Below are 17918 nucleotides of genomic sequence, written 5' to 3'. Positions count from 1 at the left end.
CTTGTTGATCGCGCCTGCGGGCTCCTTTTCCAAAGACATCGACGAAGTTGAAACGACCGCGTGATTGTCGCGCGGCACGCGCTTGCGCGCTTTGGAGAAGAACATGACGACAGGTACAGTGAAGTGGTTTAACGGCCAAAAGGGCTTCGGATTCATTCAGCCGGACGATGGCAGCAACGATGTGTTCGTTCACATCAGTGCGGTCGAACGCGCCGGCCTTGCGGGCCTCGGTGAGGGCCAGAAGGTCAATTTCGAGGCCAAGACCGACAAGATGCGGGGCAAAGTCAGCGCAGAGAATCTCTCGCTGGCCTGATCTCGTAGCGCCGTTTCACGGATGTACTGAAACGGCTGTGATGCCCGCTCGATCCCTGGATTGAGCGGGTTTTGCCCATTGCACGACAGGGTGAAGGATGAACGCCAGGAAATCGGCTGTACCGTCGCCCGAGGCAATTGCGCGCTCTCATCGCCAGCGTCTGGCGGCCGAAGAGGGCGCACGGGCGATCGCGGATGTCGAACGGCAGGGTGTCGAGGTTCGCAAGAACATGGCGCGACTGCGCGAGTTGCGCGAAGCCAAGGAAGCCGCTGACGCCGTTATTGCAGCAACTTTGCCAGCACCGGCGCTGAAGAAGCGTGCAAGGAAGTCGCCGCGATAACCCAGGTCAATCATCGTCTCAAGGATCGTCCCAAGCCGGAGTGCTGATCGTGCCCAGAGCGAAGTCGGACGGCGGTGGAACCATCACCTTCACGCTCGCGCACGGCGCGGCGCGGCAGATATGCAGACTCACGACGACGTTCCAGACCGACAAGCAGGCCTTTAGCTATCTCCATAAATATCGCACCGAGTTCGAGCGGATCGCGCGGGCGCGCCTCGCTTCCGGAGAGCTTGAAGACGGGGTCGTCGTTCTCTCGATGCTCTAAAGCTATTTGGAAGACTCTTTTGCGCGGTCTTCCCTCGCCAGACGCTCCGCCTTCAGGCGCTCGCGATTTTCCTGAAAGGATTGCTCCGCTCTCGCGAAATCGGTCATTGGCTTGGCTTTGGCGGTCGTCTTGAAAGCATTGTTGGCGTCCCGCAGATGGCGGGCCTTCGCGTCTTTTCTGATCATAGTCCCTCCATGAGCCCGACGATCCTCCGCCGGGATCTTGCGACCTGCGCCCCGTCAGGACGGTGCCTGCAGTCCAGGCGAAGTCAGCCACTTGTTGACTTCGCCGGCGACGTCAAGCTGCCGCGCTTTTTGCAAGAGCTCGGTGCGGCGGATACCAAGGGGCATTTCCTTGGCCTGCTGGCGTAAACTGATCGCCTCTTGCGCCAGGCGATATTCGAATGTGTTCGATTGCTCCGGGGATCGTTGAGTTGACATGCTCATGCTCCGCTGTGGGGATTGAGCGGGAGCGCGACATGCGTTCACATCACCGATAGATGCCAAGAGCCGCTCGATGGCGATAAGACTGTGCGCTGTTATCCGCGGGATAGCGAGCGCTTTGTTCGAGTTCCCGGCAGGAACAGGGACGCGCCGTCATCTTCTGTTGCGGGCCGATGGTGGACACGTGCTGTCGCGCAATATCAACGTGGCGGGAAGCTCGATATCCTTGCGCACCGCGGACTTCTCCGTCGTCATCAGTGCAATCAGCTCGGCGGCCGCGCTGGCGCCGAGTTCCCGACGCGGCTGCACAATGGTGGTCAAGGTCGGCTCGCAATAATCCGCATAGGGAATGCCGTCAAAGCCGACGACGGAGAGATCGCGCGGGATCCGCAATCCCCCCGACTGCACGGTCTTGATCAGGCCGATCGCCATCTCGTCATTGGCGGCAAACAAGGCGGTCGGACGAACCTCCGGGCTGAGCGCAAGCAGCGCCCGGCCGGCCTCGACACCGGTTCGAAATGTGAAATCGCCTGACATGATCAAGCCGTCCGCGGCAGCAATGCCGGCCTCTTTCAGGGCCTGCTTGTAACCTTCGAGGCGCTGTCGTTCCAGGATCGTCGATTGCGGTCCCGACAGATAGGCGATGCTGGTATGCCCGAGCTTGATCAGATGCCGCACCGCCTCGCGTGCGGCGCCGACATTGTCGATGCAAACCTGCGGGAAGCTCGCGCCGGGAATATATTCGCAGGCTCCCACCAGCGGCACGTGCGCGTCGCGCAAGTCGCGGTCGCGACTGCGGATCACGTGACCGCACAGCAGCAGCACGCCATCGGCCTGACCGGCACAGACCAGATCGACATAGCGCGCTTCCTTCTCGGGCGGACCGGCCAGATTGGCAATGACGAGACCGTAACCGGCGGCCGACAGCGTATCGTCGATGCCCTGCAGGATCTCTGCGAAGAACGGGTTGGCGATGTTGGGCACTGCCACGAGCACCACCATGGTCTTGCGGACGCGCAGATTCCTTGCCGAGATGTTCGGCGTGTAGGAGGTGTCGCGGACCGCGGCGAGCACGCGGTTGCGCGTTTCCTCGCTCACCACTTCGGGCCGCGCCAGCGTCCGGCTCACGGTCGCGACCGACACGCCGGCAAGCCGCGCAACGTCGGCGATCTTCGCGGGCGGCCGACGGCCCTCCTTGGTGCGCTTGCTCATCTGCTGATCCAGACTCGGGCGGCCCGACATGCTTTGCCGTCGCCGCTTGCAAATTTCTACGGTTGTGATACGATCATATGTAATCGATTACATAAGCCTGTAAAGGGTCATCCGCCCGCAAATGGGCCTACACGGGAGGGAAGTCATGAAGCGCACGCTGCTTGCCGCGGTGGCCGTTGCCACGACGGCGCTTGTCTCATTGCCGGCCAACGCCCAGGAGATGAAGGCGGAGGTGATCCACTGGTGGACCTCCGGCGGTGAGGCCGCCGCCGTGAAGGTGTTTGCCGACCAGTTCACCAAGGCGGGCGGCACCTGGATCGATAGCGCAGTCGCCGGCGCGGCGAACGCACGAAACGCAGCGATCACCCGCACCGTTTCCGGCAATCCGCCGACCGCCATGCAACTCAACACCGGCAAGCAGTTCGACGAATTGGTGGAAGGCGATTTGCTCGCCGATGTCGATGCGGTCGCAGCCGACGGCAATTGGAAAGGCGTGATGCCCGCCGCGATCATTGCCGCGGCGACCCGCAACGGCAAGATGTATGCGGTGCCGATCAACATCCACGGTCAGAACTGGCTCTGGTACAACAAGGCCGTGCTCGCCTCCGTCGGCGCCGACGAGCCGAAGAGCTGGAATGACGCGCTCGTCATTCTCGACAAGCTCAAGGCCGAGGGCAAGGTGATCCCGCTGGCCTTCTCGGGCCAGAAGAACTGGGAGCAGAATCTGTTCAACGCGGTCATGATCGGCGTCGGCGGCGCGCAAATGTGGACCGGCATCCTCGGCAAGCGCGACGCGGCGCTGGCGCAGAGCCCCGAGTTCAAGACGGTCGCCGTCACCTACAAGAAGCTGAAGGACTATGTCGATCCCGGCGCGCCCGGCCGCAACTGGAATGACGCGACCAACATGGTCATCCAGGGCAAGGCTGCGATGCAGATCATGGGCGACTGGGCCAAGGGCGAGTTCGTCGCCGCCGGCAAGGTTCCCGACAAGGATTATGGCTGCACCGTGCTGTCCAATGGCAGCGGCGGCTATGTGATGGGCGGCGATGTGTTCGTCTTCCCGAAAGCGAAGGACCCCGCCACCACCAAGGCGCAGATGACCTTGGCGAAATTGATGCTGACGCCGGAGACGCAGATTCAGTTCGCGCTGAAGAAGGGCTCGATCCCGGTGCGGAGCGATGTCGATGCGTCAGCCCTGGACGCTTGCGCCCAGAAGGGCATGCGCTATGTCGCCGACAAGGCCCAGCAAATGCCCTCCGGCGACATGCTGGCGCCGCCCGCTCTGACCGGCGCGCTGCAGGATGCCATCTCGCAATATTGGAACACCAATATGAGCGCCGATGAGTTCTCCGCCAAGGTTGCTGCGGTGTTGAAATCCGCAGAGTGATGCCTCGCAAGGGGCGGCCGGCGAATGGTCGGCCGCCTCTCCTGATCCGTCGATCCTTCTCCAACCCGGCGACACGATGCGTCTCTCGCTGACCTCCCGATTGTCCGTGTTCTCGGCGCTCCTGCCGGCGCTGATGGTGATGCTCGTCGTCTATATCGGTGCCACGGGCTGGACGGCGTGGATGTCGCTGACCAATTCGCGGATGCTGCCGAACAACAACTTCATAGGCTTCCGGCAATATCAACTGCTGTTCAGCAACGATCGCTGGCTCACCTCGGTCCACAACATCGTCATCTACGGCGTGCTGTTCGTCTCGCTGGCGCTGCTGATCGGGTTCCTGCTGGCGGTCGCGATCGACCAACGGGTGCGAGCCGAGGACACCATCCGCTCGATCTACCTCTATCCCTATTCGATGTCCTTCGTGGTCACGGGGCTGGTGTGGCAGTGGCTGCTGAACCCGACGCTCGGCGTCCAGTATGTGCTGCGCAGCTGGGGCTTCGCGGGTGCAAGTTTCGACTGGATCGTGCGGCCGGAGACCGCGATCTACTGCCTGGTGATCGCCGGCGTCTGGCAGGCCTCGGGCCTGGTGATGGCGATCATGCTGGCGGGTCTTCGCGGCATCGACGATGAAATCTGGAAGGCGGCGCGGGTTGATGGCCTGCCGAAATGGCGGGTCTACATCTCCATCATCATCCCGATGATGGGCGCGAGCTTCGCGACTGCGGCTGTGCTGCTCTCGACCGCCGTCGTGCGTCTCTACGACCTGTCGGTGGCGATGACCAATGGCGGCCCCGGCATCGCGTCCGAAGTGCCCGCCAAATTCGTCATGGACCATCTGTTCGAGCGGGCCAACATCGGCCTGGCGACCGCGGCCGCCACCACCATGCTGGTGACCGTGATTGCGGTGGTCGCGCCCTATCTCTATTGGCGCGCGCGCAAGGGAGAGGTGCGATGAGCGCGATCACTCTTGGCGCGGTCAGGCCAAGACTCAGGCCAAGGCGCATCAGCCCGGCGCGCTGGGGCCTCTATGCGTTCATCCTGATCACGGCACTGTATTTCCTGCTGCCGCTTTACGTCATGATCGTCACGTCGCTAAAGCCGATGGCGGAGATCCGGCAGGGCCATCTGCTCGCGCTCCCGGCCTCACCGAGCCTCGCGGCATGGGTCAAGGCCTGGACGTCGGCCTGCACCGGCCTCACCTGCGAGGGTATCAGGGTCGGCTTCTTCAATTCGCTGCGAATATTGCTGCCGTCGGTGGTGATCTCGATCGTGGTGGGATCGTTGACCGGCTACGCGCTGTCGCTGTGGCGCGTGCGCGGCGCAAACATCCTGTTCGGCGCGATGATGATCGTCGCCTTCATCCCGTACCAGGTGTTCATCTACCCGCTGGTGCGGGTGTTCTCGTTCACCGGGCTCGGCCAGTCGCTTGCCACCATCGTGACCATTCACACGATCTTCGGGCTTCCGACCATGACGCTGCTGTTCCGCAACTACTTCGCCTCGCTGCCGGTCGAACTGTTCAAGGCCGCGCGCATCGACGGCGCCGGCTTCTATCAGATCTATGCCCGCATCATGATGCCGATGGCGACGCCGATGATCGTCGTCGCGGTGATCCTGCAGACCACCGGCATCTGGAACGATTTCATCCTCGGCCTGGTGTTCGCCGGCCGCGACAATCTGCCGATGACGGTGCAGCTCAACAACATCGTCAACTCGACGCAGGGCGAGCGCGCCTACAATGTCGACATGGCGGCCACGCTTCTCACCGCATTATTGCCGCTCGTGATCTATTTCGGCTCCGGCCGCTGGTTCGTTCGCGGCATCGCCGCGGGCGCTGTGAAGGGCTGAGGCAACATGGAACGCTCCAACGTCGATATCACGAAGCTGCAGATCGGCTTTGGCGGCTTGAAGGTTCTGGAAAACCTCGACCTTCATGTCGACGCCTCCGAATTCCTCGTGCTGCTCGGCCCCTCCGGCTGCGGCAAGTCGACCCTGCTGAACGCCATCGCCGGACTGATCGAGGTCAAGGGCGGCCAGATCCGGATCGGCGATCGCGACGTGACCTGGGCCGAGCCGAAGGATCGCGGCATCGCCATGGTGTTCCAGAGCTACGCGCTCTATCCGCGCATGAGCGTGCGCAAGAACCTGTCCTTCGGACTTAAAGTCGCGCGCACGCCGCAGGACGAGATCGACAGCCGAGTCGGCGAGGCCGCAAAGATGCTGCGGCTGACCGAGCTGCTCGACCGCCGTCCGTCCGAACTCTCCGGCGGGCAGCGCCAGCGCGTCGCGATCGGCCGCGCGCTGGTGCGTCATGCCGGCGTCTATTTGTTCGACGAGCCGCTCTCCAATCTCGATGCCCAATTGCGCGCCGAGCTCAGGGTCGAGATCAAGCGCCTGCACGCGCGCCTCGGCGCCACCATGATCTACGTGACGCACGACCAGATCGAGGCGCTCACCCTTGCCGACCGTATCGCCGTCATGCAGGGCGGCGTCATCCAGCAGCTCGATACGCCGAAGAAGATCTATCGCGAGCCGGCCAACCGCTTCGTGGCCTCCTTCGTCGGCTCGCCGGCGATGAACTTCCTGCGCGGCCAGATCGTTCGTGACGGTGGCCCGGTGTTCACCGCCGGGGGTATCAGGTTCGACCTGAACGGCTACGCGTTCCGCATCCCACCATCAGATGCGCCGGCCGTCCTCGGCATCCGCCCCGAGCACATCGAGATCGTCGGCTCCGAGCATCCCTCCGCCGTGACGGCGCGTGTCGAGATGGTGGAGCCAATGGGCGCCGACGCGCTGATCTGGTGCCGCCTTGCCGACGGGACCGCGTTCTCCTTCCGCGCCGATGCCGATGCAAAGGCGGGTGCGGGCGATAGCCTTGCCTTGCGGTTTCCAGCCGAAGCTTTCTCACTGTTCGACGATCAGAGCGGACAGCGTCTTTAACTCCGCAACCCACCTCGCACGAGACTCCAGCATGACCACGCCGATCAACCACCTGTCCTTCCAGCTCTATTCCGCCCGTTCGATCGAGCCGCTCGAGGCGCAGTTCAAACTGCTTGCCGGCCTCGGCTACAGGATGGTCGAGCCCTGGGGCGCGCTGTTCAACGACCCCGATACGTTGAAGCGGCTGCTTCACCAGTACGACATGACAGCGCCGAGCGCGCATGTCGGGCTCGACCGGCTGCGCAGCGACGCTGTTGGCACCGCGAAGCTCTGCAAGGGATTGGGGATCGAAACGATCTTTGCCCCGGCACCGCCGCCTGGCGAACGTGAGGGCGGCGAGACGGAGTGGCGCGGCATCGGGCGCGAGCTTGCCGCGATCGGCAAGGCGGTGACAGGCGAGGGGCTGCGCTTCGGCTGGCACAACCACCATTGGGAATATGGCCGCACCGCGAGTGGGCTGACCTATCTCGAATGCCTGTTCGAGGAAGCACCCGAGCTGGTCTGGGAAGCGGATCTCGCCTGGATCGTGCGCGGCAACGGCGATCCCGTCGCCGAAATCAGGAAGCACGCCAGGCGCCTGGTCGCCTGCCACATCAAGGACCTGGCACCTTCAGGACAATGCCTGGACGAGGACGGCTGGGCCGATCCCGGCCACGGCACCATGGACTGGGCGGCATTGCTGGCCGCGATGAAGGAAGCGAACGTGTCGCTGTTCGTCGCCGAACATGACAAGCCGAACGACGTCGCCCGCTTCGCGCGCCGGGCGCGCGAGACCGTGGCCGCTTGGAACTGATGGAATGAGTGACATGAGCAAGCTCGGCGTCGGCGTCATCGGATGCGGCAACATTTCGACGATTTACCTGCGGAACATGCCGAACTTCCGCGATCTCAGGCTGGTCGCCTGCGCCGACCTGCGCCCCGAGGTCGCGCGCGACCAGGCCGGGCTGTTCGGCATCGAGGCCTTGACGATCGGGGCGCTGCTGGCGCGTCCCGACATCCAGATCGTCGTCAATCTCACCACACCCAACGCGCATTTCGCGGTCAGCCACGCCGCGCTGACCGCCGGCAAGCATGTATTCGGCGAGAAGCCTATCACGGTCGAGGCCGCCGATGCAGCCGCGCTGGTCGCCGAAGCTGCGCAGCGCGGGCTCAAGCTCGGCTGCGCGCCCGACACGTTCCTCGGTGGCGGCGGCCGGACCGCGCGCGAGCTCGTCGATGCGGGCAGGATCGGCAAGGTGCTCTACGGCACCTGCTTTCTGATGTCGCACGGCATGGAGCACTGGCACCCCGACCCCACCTTCTTTTTCAAGCCTGGCGGTGGACCCATCCTCGACATGGGGCCTTATTACCTGGCGGCCCTGATCAATCTGTTGGGATCGGTGACGCATGTGCAGGGGCGCGCGAGTTCCGGCTTTGCCACGCGGCTCGTCTCCTCGAAGGGACCGATGAACGGCAAGTCGATTACGGTGGAGACTCCGACGACGGTGATGGCTCTTCTTCACTTCGAGACAGGCGCCGACATCGTCTTCACGATGAGCTGGGACGTGTGGAAGCACGGACATGCACCGATCGAGCTGTACGGCACCGAGGGATCGCTGCGCGTGCCGGATCCGAACTTCTTCGGAGGCGTGGTGCAATATACCGAGAAGGGCAGCGACTGGATTTCGCTCGCAGCCGATGACCGCGCGTTCGGCAAGCCGAATTGGCGCTCGCCGAACTGGCCCGATCACATGCCGAGCCAGGCCAATTACCGCTGCCTCGGTGTCGCTGACCTCGCAAGCGCGGTGTTGCATGGCACGCCGCATCGCGCCTCCGGCGCGCTGGCAAGCCATGCGCTCGAGGTGATGCACGCCACCCTGAAGGCGGGTGTCGAGGGCGGCGAGATCGCCATACATTCGCGCGTCGATCGGCCCGCCGCCATGTCCGAGACCGACGCCCTGGCGCTGTGGGCGGCGGAGACGTTCTGAGGCCCGACAGGGGTGGCGGCCTCGCCCTATCGTTGCTCAGGCCGCCACGCGAAACAAACAAGAAGGAATCATGCGATGAAGATGATCAAGGGACCGGCAATTTTCCTCGCCCAGTTCGCATCCGACACAGCGCCGTTCAATTCCTTCGATTCGATCTGCAAATGGGTCGCCTCGCTCGGCTATATCGGTGTCCAGATCCCGAGCTGGGATGGCCGGTTGTTCGATCTGAAGAAGGCGGCGGACTCGCAGGATTACGCCGACGAGGTGAAGGGTATCGCCGCCCGTCACGGCCTCGCGATCACCGAGCTTTCGACCCATCTCCAGGGCCAGCTTGTTGCTGTTCATCCGGCCTACGACGCCGTGTTCGACGGCTTTGCCGTGCCTGAAGTGCGCGGCGATCCGAAAGCGCGCACCGAATGGGCCGTCGACCAGGTCAAGTCAGCGATTCGCGCCTCGAAGCGCCTCGGGCTTAACGCGCACGCGACTTTCTCGGGCGCGCTCGCCTGGCCCTATATCTATCCGTGGCCGCAACGCCCGCCCGGCCTCGTCGAGGAGGCCTTCGACGAGCTCGCCAGGCGATGGCGACCGATCCTCGACCATGCCGACGCGCATGGCGTCGATATCGCCTACGAGATTCACCCCGGCGAAGATCTGCACGACGGCGTCTCCTATGAGATGTTCCTCGAAAGGGTGAACAACCATCGCCGCGCCAACCTGCTCTACGATCCCTCGCACTTCGTGCTGCAGCAGCTCGACTATCTCGACTACATCGATATCTACCACGACCGCATCAAGGCCTTTCACGTCAAGGACGCCGAGTTCAACCCGACCGGGCGGCAGGGCGTCTATGGCGGCTTCCAGGGCTGGGTGAACCGGGCCGGCCGCTTCCGCTCGCCCGGTGACGGGCAGATCGATTTCGGTGCGGTGTTCTCGAAGCTGACGCAGTATGATTACGGCAGTTGGGCGGTGCTCGAATGGGAATGCGCGCTGAAGCATCCCGAGGACGGCGCGCGCGAAGGCGCCGAGTTCATCAAAAACCATATCATCCGCGTCACCGAAACAGCCTTCGACGATTTCGCCGGCGCCGGCACCGACGTCGCGATGGTCCGCAAGGTGCTCGGCATCTCCTGAAAGCGAGGCGACAGATGGCAATCGAGGCAGGCAACGAGACCGGGGGGCACCGCCGTATCCGGCTCGGCATGGTCGGCGGCGGGCAGGGCGCTTTCATCGGTGCGGTGCATCGCATTGCTGTCCGGATCGATGACCAGTTCGAGCTCGTGGCCGGTGCACTTTCATCCGAGCCTGGTCGCGCCAAAGCTTCGGCAAAGGAGCTCGGGATCGCCGTGGACCGCGCCTATGGCAGCTTTGAGGAGATGGCCAGAGCGGAAGCCGCCCGGCCTGACGGCATCGAGGCGGTCTCGATCGTCACCCCCAATCACATGCATGGCCCGGTGGCAAAGGCCTTCCTCGCAGCCGGCATCCACGTGATCTGCGACAAGCCGCTGACCACGACCGTCACGGAAGCCGAGGAGCTGGCGGCGCTGGTGCAAAAGACCGGCAAGGTCTTCGTCGTCACGCATAATTATGCCGGCTATCCCATGATCCGTCAGGCCCGCGCCATGGTGGCATCAGGCGATCTCGGCGAGATCAGGTTGGTCCAGGCCGAATATCTCCAGGACTGGTTGACGGAGCGGCTTGAGGCCACGGGCCAGAAGCAGGCGGCGTGGCGCACCGATCCGGCCCGCTCGGGCGCCGGCGGCTGCATCGGCGACATCGGCACTCATGCCTATCATCTCGCATGCTTCGTCAGTGGGCTCCAGCTCGACGAATTGCTCGCCCAGCTCTCGACCTTCGTACCGGGCCGGCTGCTCGACGACGACGTCCAGATCCTTCTGAGGTGGAAGGGTGGTGCCAAGGGCATGCTTTGGGCGAGCCAGGTCGCGGTCGGCAATGAGAACGGCTTGAAGCTGCGCGTCCACGGCACCAAGGGCGGCCTCGAATGGGCTCAGTCCGATCCGAACTATCTCTGGTTCACGCCCTACGGCCAGCCGAAGCAGCTGCTGACCCGCGCCGGCGCCGGCGCGCTGCCGGACGCGGCCCGCGTCACCCGCATCCCCTCAGGTCACCCCGAAGGCTATCTCGAAGGATTTGCGACCATCTATGCCGAAGCCGCGCGCGCAATTCGCGCCGCCGCATCAGGCGTCAAACCCGATCCGGCGGTGATCTATCCGACGGTGCATGATGGGCTTGCCGGCATCAAGTTCATCGACGCCGCGGTGAAATCATCCGCGGCCAATGGCGCCTGGGTCCGCGTCGGTTGATAAGCTCCGCCCGCGAGGGTTGCTGACAATTGAGTCTGCTGTTGGCCGTCAGCGACGTTGCCGAGCTCTTCGTTGAGGTCCGCTCGGTACGGCAAGGCGGACCGGATTTGTGCCCGTTGAGTTCTTCGCATTTTGACCCGAAGGGACCAATAGTCGATGACACATCCTAACGCCTAAGGCACAGCTTTGCGGCGGGTTGCGCGGCGTTCGGATTGATCAGAAATGACAAAGGCCGATCAACTATCAGCATACGTTCGCTTGGCTGCGGAGCGTGCCATGGGCCTCGCTCGGCGACTTCAGCCGCCTAGCGACGCCCGGCAGCTTTCGAGTCTTCCTTCTGGATCCCGAGGTCTTGTCGTTTGGCCCCTTTCGCCACCGGAAGCCGCCAACCACGTCTGATCGCCATGACCCGAAGCAGGAAGCATGAAATCAGCGCGACTGTCGTCACCGCAGCCACCGGTAGCTGCAGCATGTGGCCGATCACCACGATGGCAGCTGCCGCCAGCGCAGCGACCGCGTATAGGTCGGCGCGCAGGACGGTCGGTATCTCGGCGAGCAGCACGTCGCGCACCATGCCGCCGCCGATCCCGGTAACCATTCCAAGGACGGTGGCCATCACAGGATTGAGCCCGAACGATAGCGCCTTTGACGAGCCTGCGACGGCAAAAAGGGCAAGTCCCGCTGCGTCGAGATAAAGCACCGCGTTCGACATCCGGACGATGACGGGCGAGAAGTAGAAGGTGACGAGCCCTGCGAGGAGCGAGACGCCCAGATAACGCCAGTCGCCGACGGCTCCCGGAGGCACCGCGCCTATCAGGAGGTCGCGGGTGATACCCCCCGAGTTTCCTGCTGCGAAAGACAAGACCATGACGCCGAAGAGGTCTAGACCGCGCTTGGTCCCCGCCAATGCCCCGCTGAGTGCGAAGACGAAAGTCCCGGTCAGGTCGAGTACGACAGGCAGCTTGTCCATCACTCGGCTTTCCTTGCCTTAACCCTCGAGCGAGCGAGGGCGGTCCGGCGCTTAGCGTTCACTATGCCGTAAGCCAGGCGCGGGCGGCAACGACCAGCGCTTCGACGCCGGTCCGCAGCGTCGGGTGAAGAACGGGTGCGAATTTGGGACTATGGTTCACCGGAAGTTCGTTGATTCTATTCGCATGCTTGGCCTTCGCGTAAATTTCCGGATCGGTGCCGCCGACGAACCAGAAGACCGAGGGCACATGCCATTCTGAACCGAACGATCCGAAGTCCTCGCTGGCAGGGGCTGGTCCCGTCGCCCGGACACGGTGGGCGCCAAAGTGACCCCGGAATGCGTCCACCACCCGGCTGGTGGCTTCCTGGTTGTTCACGTTCAGAGGGTAGCGATCGATGGTCGTGATTTCCGGCGGCCGCGGCGCACCAGAAGCTGCTGCCTCGGCATTGGCGATTCGCTCGATCGCAGCCAGTACCCGTGAGCGCACGCCGGCATCGAAGGTCCGTACGTTCAGCTTGATGATGGCTTCGTCCGGGATGACGTTTTCCTTGGTGCCTGCCTGCAGGACGCCCACTGTCAGCACCGCGGCGTCAGCGGCAGCCAGCTCGCGCGAGACGATGGTCTGCAGCCGTAGCACGGTCGAAGCGGCCATCACGACGGGATCAATGCTGGCCTGCGGCATCGAGCCGTGGGCGCCTCGTCCGAACAGGCGTATCTGCAAGCTGTCCGCCGCTGACGTGATCGCGCCGGCGCGGCCGGCGACCGTGCCGGAAGGGCCAACCATGACATGCTGGCCCAGGATCACGTCAGGTTTTGAAAAGCGCTTGAACAGACCGTCGTCAATCATGGCCTGCGCGCCTTCGCCCGTTTCCTCCGCGGGTTGGAAGACCGCCATGAGCGTGCCCCGCCAAGAGGCCTTGGCTTCCGCCATAAGCTTGGTGGCGCCCGCAAGCCATGTGACATGCATGTCGTGGCCGCACATGTGCGACACTGGCACCGTATTGCCGTCCTTGTCCGTCGCCGTTGCCTTGCTCGCATACGCAAGGCCAGTCGCTTCCTGGATCGGCAGCGCGTCCATGTCGGCGCGCAGCATGACCGTGGATCCCTGGCCGTTTCGAAGAAGTCCAACGACACCGGTCTTACCTATACCGGTGGTCACTTCGTAGCCGGCGGCGCGAAGCCGGTCCGCCGCCAATCCCGCCGTGCGAGTTTCCTGCATGGAGAGCTCCGGATGCGAGTGTACATCCTTGTAGACAGCTTCCAGATCGGGAAGCATTCCGTCGAGGGTTTGCAGAGCCTTGGTCTCGCTCATGGTTCCGATCCTTGTGAGATTTCGCCGAGCTAACTTACGGCGGTCTGGGATAGTCCATGGTCGCTTTTCCGTTACCGCTTGGTGTTGGCTACGATCCACGATTCAAATGCATCCATGAACTGCTGCAGGAACTTGCGCGTCCCCTCGTTGACGAGCTTGCCATCAGCGTCGAAGAGCTTGTCGGCTCCGCCGAGATAGGCTTCCGGCTGCGGCATCGCTGGCACGTTAAGAAACACCAGAGACTGCCTCAAATGGTGGTTAGCACCGAATCCGCCGATGGCTCCCGGCGAAGCGCTGACGACTGCTCCAGGCTTGCCGTTCCAAGCGCTCCTGCCGTACGGACGCGATCCGATATCGAGCGCGTTCTTCAGTGCGGCCGGCACTGACCGGTTGTGCTCGGGCGTGACGAAGAGAACGGCATCTGCAGCCTTGATGCGCTCACGAAAAGAAGTCCATACAGCAGGCGGCGCCTCGTCACTATCTTGGTTGTAGATCGGGAGGTGGCCTATTTCGATTTCACTGAGCTTCAATGACGCGGGGGCGAGCTGGCCTAGCGCATTCGCCAGTTTGCGATTAATAGACTGTTTCCGGAGACTGCCAACGAGCACCGCGACGTCGCGTGTTTCGGTCATGGTATGCCTCCTTCGGCATCATTGATCGCAGACGCGCCAATTCATCAAAACGCAAGCGGCGCCGCATCCTAATTCTTCAGCAGAAAATCGTCATCTGCGCTCGTCCGGTAGGAGTGCAAGTCACCCCCTCAACGGACAGAACCGTCCTGGTGCTTCCGACTACGCCCGGCCGAACATGCCAGCCCTCGTGACCTTTTTGAGCGACTTCTTTGCTGGTGAGCCCATCTTGCATCCCGAACCTGCAGAGGTTCGCGCTGTTCCAACACAACACCGTGCTCGCCGCCCACGGGGTCATTGATAAATCCTATCGTTTCACGAGTCCGGAATTGTCCCGAAGGCGAAGGTCGGCTCCGCTGTCCCGTACGTCGGCAGCCGGGGTTAGACCGGTCATCCCAAAAGCGCGGCCAAATCGACACGAATGACCCTAACCGGACACTACAGCTACGAGAACTTTGTTAGAGCGTTCGCCTGCGCCGCTTGGCCCAAACACCTCGGACTTTCGATCGTTTGCGGCTGCTTCTCTCGACAGTCTCCAGTACCCGGGCGCGGAGATTCCGAAGTTCTGCAAGTTGAGAGTTGAGAAGCCAGACCCGTTGGTTCAAGATGACCATACGGTCGCAAATCCGCCCACGACGACTCATTATAAGCCCCAAGAGCTGCAACTGCTGAAAAATACTGACGTCGTAAAAGCACGTTCAGTTGGAGGCTAGCGTCGTTTTACGTAAAAGATGTGAAGCGGCACACATGCGGCAGGAAAAGTATTCTTGAGTGCAGCCGTCATAAATCCGTAATGTTAGGGCACAGAGCTTCTCGTGGGTGCCGGCCTTGTCTGTTGTGGCATCGTCGCCAGTATGGGAGTGCGACATGACGGAAATCACGCAATTGCAGGAAGATCGACGCAGCCGTTTATTGGAAGCCGCGAGCCGTGAGATGGCGCGGTTTGAGCGGCAAGAGAGCGAATTTCGCAAGAAGGATCGCGAGGAGCGCGCGGCCGCATTACGGCTTCCATTGGACGAGATCAATTAGGTGCGTCACATCACCCTCATCTGGCTTCTTTAGCGTGAACGTGCGCCGGGCCGCCCCCTCGTGCTTGGGACCTCCCCGTCCATGCGTTTGACGGTGGGCGGGGAGCTTTTTTGACCGTTTCAATTGGCAACCTCTTTCACTTCGAGACGTAGGCTGTTGGCCCTTCAGCGAAGTTGCGGCGGGTCTGACGGCGGCGCGCTCATCGAGGCAGAGCGGACCAGATTTGCTCGACCTGAGTTCTTCGCATTCTGACCCACGGCTGACCGCTATCGATCAATGTTCCGCGCCGAAGGACTGCTCTCTGATCGTTTTCTCCCAATCAGAAACCAGGTCCGCATCGGTCCTTTGCCTCGAACTTCGATTGTACCGCGTTCCTCTAAGTCAAAGCGATCGGCCAGCAGGTCGCGCGTTGTCGGCGCAATCTGAATCTTTCCCGCCTCTCCCGTGGATTCCATTCGTGAGGCAATATTCACCGTATCACCCCATACGTCGTAGAAGAACTTGTGCGTCCCCACTACGCCGGCCACGGCGGGCCCAGATGCGATGCCAATGCGCACAGGTACCGCCCTCCCTTTGGGATCGATCAGCCCCATCAGCACGTCGCGGATATCGATTGCAAGATCGGCCAGCGCTTCAGCGTGATTGGGAAGCGGCTTCGGCGCGCCGCTCACCACCATGTATGCGTCGCCCGTCGTTTTGATCTTCTCAAGACCGTGGCGCTGCACGAGATTGTCGATATTTGTATAGACCGCGTTGAGGAAACGAACGAGGTCTTCCGGCTTCGTATCGCTGGCGCGCGCGGTAAAGCCGGCCATATCGGCGAACAGGACAGAGACTTCCGGATAGGCGTCGGCGATCTCCGCGCCGGCATTGCTCTTCAGTCGTTCGGCCACGCTGTGAGGCAAAATGTTGAGCAAAAGGGTTTCCGAGCGGCTTCGCTCGTATTCGGCGGTCTCTTCAGCGCGCTCCATTTGGCGCACCGCATAGAAGATAATGGTATACAGAACTCCGGCAGTGAAGATGACGCTGCCGGAGAAGCTGGTCATGAACATTAGGGTGCGTGACTCGAATCCTGTGTCACGAGGCAACACAACTTCGGAGATGATGATCATCGCGACGGACGCGACCGCGAGAGCGATGGATAGCACGTAACGTTCGGTGCCGAGGATCAGGATGGATAGCGCGGCTATCGTGAGATAGCCGAAACGTTCGCCACCACCGGTGCCGACCAGCGACGTAACCCAGAAGATCACCGCAAACGAAACTCCCCCGAACACTAGCGGCGCTGCAAGTGGGCTAAAGCGGTGTAGCAAGGGAGTCGATGCGTACGCCAATGCTACAAGGGCATCGACCGCAGCGACCTGCCATTTGCCACTTAGCAGTCGCACGAGCGTCATTGTCCCGGGAATCACTGCAGCAAGCCAGGCCGCGAGATTGAAGGCGCGCAACCGCCGTGCCACCCTTTCGGGATAGCGTTCAGTTCCGAACCGAATATTTGGAATAAGTCGCAATTGCTTGTGCTGGTGCTACAATGCTCCAGCATTTGCCGATCTTCTGGCGCGGTCAAGTGGGTGGAGTCGGCTGCGGAGCACAACAGAAAAATTTGGTTCGCGGAGAGCTGTTGGCCCACCGCTGCCCAGTGGGATGCTCGTCCAGGCGTCGGCTGTCACATGTATACCGGAAACGGATTGCGGCGCTCTGGACCGCCGATTTTGACCCATCTCGGACATTGAGACTTGGAGCCATCATACGAAACGCATAGCATTATTGATGTGACGAGGAGGACGACGCATGAAACGACGACAGTTTATCAAACTGGTCGGTAGCGCGGCGACCTCATGGCCGCTAGTGGCGCGGGCGCAGCATCAGGCCATGGCGGTGATCGGCTATGTCGATGGTTCGAGGGTGGCACTCACGGGTACTCAACAGCTTTTGGCCGCTATTCGCAAAACATTGGCGGCCAACGGATTTGTCGAAGGAAAGAACTTCCGGTTCGAATTCCGAGAGGCGGAGGGCCAGTTTAACCGTCTTCCGGGTCTGTATCGAGAATTGGTGGACCAAAAGGTCACCGTCATCGTAGCACCATCGACGGCTCAGCTTGAGGCCGCCAGATCAGCAACACAGACCATTCCGATCATTTTTCTGACAGGGCTTGATCCAGTCGGAAAAGGGTTTGTCGCCAGCATAAACAGACCAGGCGGCAATCTCACCGGCGTTTTCAACCTTGCTTCATTGACTACTGGTAAGCGCGTGGAAGTTTTGCAAGAATTGGTTCCTTCTCTCAGGAAAATCGCTTTCCTTACAAATCGTCAGGATGTGGATCTCAGTCAGGCGGAAGCTAAGGCGGCCCAAGAAGCCGCGAGTTTGTTCCACCTAGACCTTTTAGTCGTGAGCGCCTCAAACGCAGACGAGTTGGAAGCGGCGTTCGAGACCAGCATTCGGGAAGGTGTGGGCGCTATGGTCGTTGGTTCGAACGCACGTTTTTATGTGCTCGTTAGACCCTTGGCCGCACTGGCTACACGTTACCGCTTGCCGGTGATTCACATATGGCAGGGCGCTGCTCGCGAAGGAGTGCTTGTCAGTTACGGGGCAGATCAAGATGAAAGCTGGGAGCTGGTTGGTTACTTTGTTGCGCGCGTAATCAAAGGCGAGAAGGTTGCAGACATTCCGGTGCAGCAACTATCCAAGACTAAAATGGTGATCAACTTAAACACCGCTAAGACTTTCGGCATTACGGTCCCCGCATCGCTACTGGGCCGCGCCGACGAGGTAATAGAATAATAGGCAAGT

The 17918-nt window shown here is 61.9% G+C and carries 20 protein-coding genes; 13 read left to right on the top strand and 7 right to left on the bottom strand.

Translation table 11 applies throughout. From position 1 onward, the window contains the following. Positions 1–103: 103 nt before the first annotated feature. The 3 genes from HYH07_RS15270 to HYH07_RS15260 all read left to right on the top strand — a co-directional run bounded on the left by HYH07_RS15270 (position 104) and on the right by HYH07_RS15260 (position 918). A complete protein-coding gene (locus tag HYH07_RS15270; RefSeq protein ID WP_057757404.1) occupies positions 104–313 on the top strand; it encodes a cold-shock protein in 210 nt (69 codons plus the stop codon). 97 nt (positions 314–410) lie between these two features. Further along, positions 411–653 (top strand): transcriptional regulator, encoded by a 243-nt coding sequence (locus HYH07_RS15265; protein WP_220003233.1) that lies wholly within the window; start codon positions 411–413, stop codon positions 651–653. Between the two features lie 49 nt (positions 654–702). After that, positions 703–918: a hypothetical protein gene (locus HYH07_RS15260; RefSeq protein ID WP_409363898.1), complete on the top strand. Its 216-nt coding sequence runs from the start codon at positions 703–705 to the stop codon at positions 916–918. Positions 919–920: 2 nt separating this feature from the next. Here the strand turns inward: HYH07_RS15260 and HYH07_RS15255 are convergent, their stop codons facing one another. The 3 genes from HYH07_RS15255 to HYH07_RS15245 form a co-directional block, all read right to left on the bottom strand. Then, a complete protein-coding gene (locus HYH07_RS15255; RefSeq protein ID WP_220003231.1) occupies positions 921–1103 on the bottom strand; it encodes a hypothetical protein in 183 nt (60 codons plus the stop codon). 54 nt (positions 1104–1157) lie between these two features. Beyond that, positions 1158–1358, bottom strand: coding sequence for a hypothetical protein (locus tag HYH07_RS15250; RefSeq protein WP_220003230.1), 201 nt, complete (start codon positions 1356–1358; stop codon positions 1158–1160). 156 nt (positions 1359–1514) lie between these two features. Continuing rightward, on the bottom strand, positions 1515–2573 hold the full coding sequence (locus HYH07_RS15245; RefSeq protein WP_220003229.1) for a LacI family DNA-binding transcriptional regulator: 1059 nt from the start codon (positions 2571–2573) through the stop codon (positions 1515–1517). 145 nt (positions 2574–2718) lie between these two features. Here HYH07_RS15245 and HYH07_RS15240 point away from each other — a divergent pair, with 145 nt between their 5' ends. From HYH07_RS15240 to HYH07_RS15205, 8 genes are all read left to right on the top strand, one after another. Beyond that, entirely contained in the window at positions 2719–3960 is a 1242-nt protein-coding gene (locus HYH07_RS15240) for an ABC transporter substrate-binding protein (protein WP_220003228.1), read from the top strand. Positions 3961–4036: 76 nt separating this feature from the next. After that, a complete protein-coding gene (locus HYH07_RS15235; protein WP_220003227.1) occupies positions 4037–4915 on the top strand; it encodes a carbohydrate ABC transporter permease in 879 nt (292 codons plus the stop codon). Continuing rightward, positions 4912–5808: a carbohydrate ABC transporter permease gene (locus tag HYH07_RS15230; protein WP_220003226.1), complete on the top strand. Its 897-nt coding sequence runs from the start codon at positions 4912–4914 to the stop codon at positions 5806–5808. The genes HYH07_RS15235 and HYH07_RS15230 overlap by 4 nt, the downstream gene beginning before the upstream one ends. 6 nt (positions 5809–5814) lie before the next feature. Continuing rightward, positions 5815–6900: an ABC transporter ATP-binding protein gene (locus HYH07_RS15225; RefSeq protein ID WP_220003225.1), complete on the top strand. Its 1086-nt coding sequence runs from the start codon at positions 5815–5817 to the stop codon at positions 6898–6900. Between the two features lie 31 nt (positions 6901–6931). Beyond that, on the top strand, positions 6932–7693 hold the full coding sequence (locus HYH07_RS15220; protein ID WP_220003224.1) for a sugar phosphate isomerase/epimerase: 762 nt from the start codon (positions 6932–6934) through the stop codon (positions 7691–7693). 4 nt (positions 7694–7697) lie between these two features. After that, positions 7698–8867 carry a Gfo/Idh/MocA family protein gene (locus HYH07_RS15215; protein WP_228749558.1) on the top strand — a complete coding sequence of 390 codons (1170 nt, stop codon included), beginning with the start codon at positions 7698–7700 and terminating at the stop codon, positions 8865–8867. Between the two features lie 75 nt (positions 8868–8942). Then, positions 8943–9998, top strand: a complete 1056-nt coding sequence (locus HYH07_RS15210; RefSeq protein WP_220003223.1) for a sugar phosphate isomerase/epimerase — start codon at positions 8943–8945, stop codon at positions 9996–9998. Between the two features lie 14 nt (positions 9999–10012). Next, the gene (locus tag HYH07_RS15205; protein ID WP_220003222.1) at positions 10013–11188 is read left to right on the top strand and encodes a Gfo/Idh/MocA family protein; all 1176 of its coding nucleotides are present in this window, start codon (positions 10013–10015) and stop codon (positions 11186–11188) included. Positions 11189–11492: 304 nt separating this feature from the next. Here the strand turns inward: HYH07_RS15205 and HYH07_RS15200 are convergent, their stop codons facing one another. The 3 genes from HYH07_RS15200 to HYH07_RS15190 all read right to left on the bottom strand — a co-directional run bounded on the left by HYH07_RS15200 (position 11493) and on the right by HYH07_RS15190 (position 14102). Beyond that, positions 11493–12158 (bottom strand): trimeric intracellular cation channel family protein, encoded by a 666-nt coding sequence (locus HYH07_RS15200; protein ID WP_220003221.1) that lies wholly within the window; start codon positions 12156–12158, stop codon positions 11493–11495. Positions 12159–12219: 61 nt separating this feature from the next. Further along, positions 12220–13470, bottom strand: a complete 1251-nt coding sequence (locus tag HYH07_RS15195) for a M20 family metallopeptidase (RefSeq protein WP_220003220.1) — start codon at positions 13468–13470, stop codon at positions 12220–12222. Between the two features lie 71 nt (positions 13471–13541). Continuing rightward, complete coding sequence (locus tag HYH07_RS15190; protein WP_220003219.1) at positions 13542–14102, bottom strand: NADPH-dependent FMN reductase; 561 nt, start codon at positions 14100–14102, stop codon at positions 13542–13544. Positions 14103–14966: 864 nt separating this feature from the next. Here HYH07_RS15190 and HYH07_RS15185 point away from each other — a divergent pair. Further along, on the top strand, positions 14967–15128 hold the full coding sequence (locus HYH07_RS15185; RefSeq protein ID WP_220003218.1) for a hypothetical protein: 162 nt from the start codon (positions 14967–14969) through the stop codon (positions 15126–15128). Positions 15129–15394: 266 nt separating this feature from the next. Here the strand turns inward: HYH07_RS15185 and HYH07_RS15180 are convergent, their stop codons facing one another. Further along, positions 15395–16639 carry an adenylate/guanylate cyclase domain-containing protein gene (locus HYH07_RS15180; protein WP_409363896.1) on the bottom strand — a complete coding sequence of 415 codons (1245 nt, stop codon included), beginning with the start codon at positions 16637–16639 and terminating at the stop codon, positions 15395–15397. Between the two features lie 280 nt (positions 16640–16919). Between HYH07_RS15180 and HYH07_RS15175 the strand changes: the two genes are divergently transcribed. Then, positions 16920–17909 carry an ABC transporter substrate-binding protein gene (locus HYH07_RS15175; RefSeq protein ID WP_220003216.1) on the top strand — a complete coding sequence of 330 codons (990 nt, stop codon included), beginning with the start codon at positions 16920–16922 and terminating at the stop codon, positions 17907–17909. Positions 17910–17918 lie beyond the last annotated feature (9 nt).

Source organism: Bradyrhizobium sp. BR 10261 (genome assembly GCF_019455395.1).
In the GTDB taxonomy this organism is placed as follows: Bacteria; Pseudomonadota; Alphaproteobacteria; order Rhizobiales; family Xanthobacteraceae; genus Bradyrhizobium; species Bradyrhizobium manausense.
Note: the sequence above shows the minus strand (reverse complement) of the source record. Positions and strands in the feature narration are given on the sequence as shown.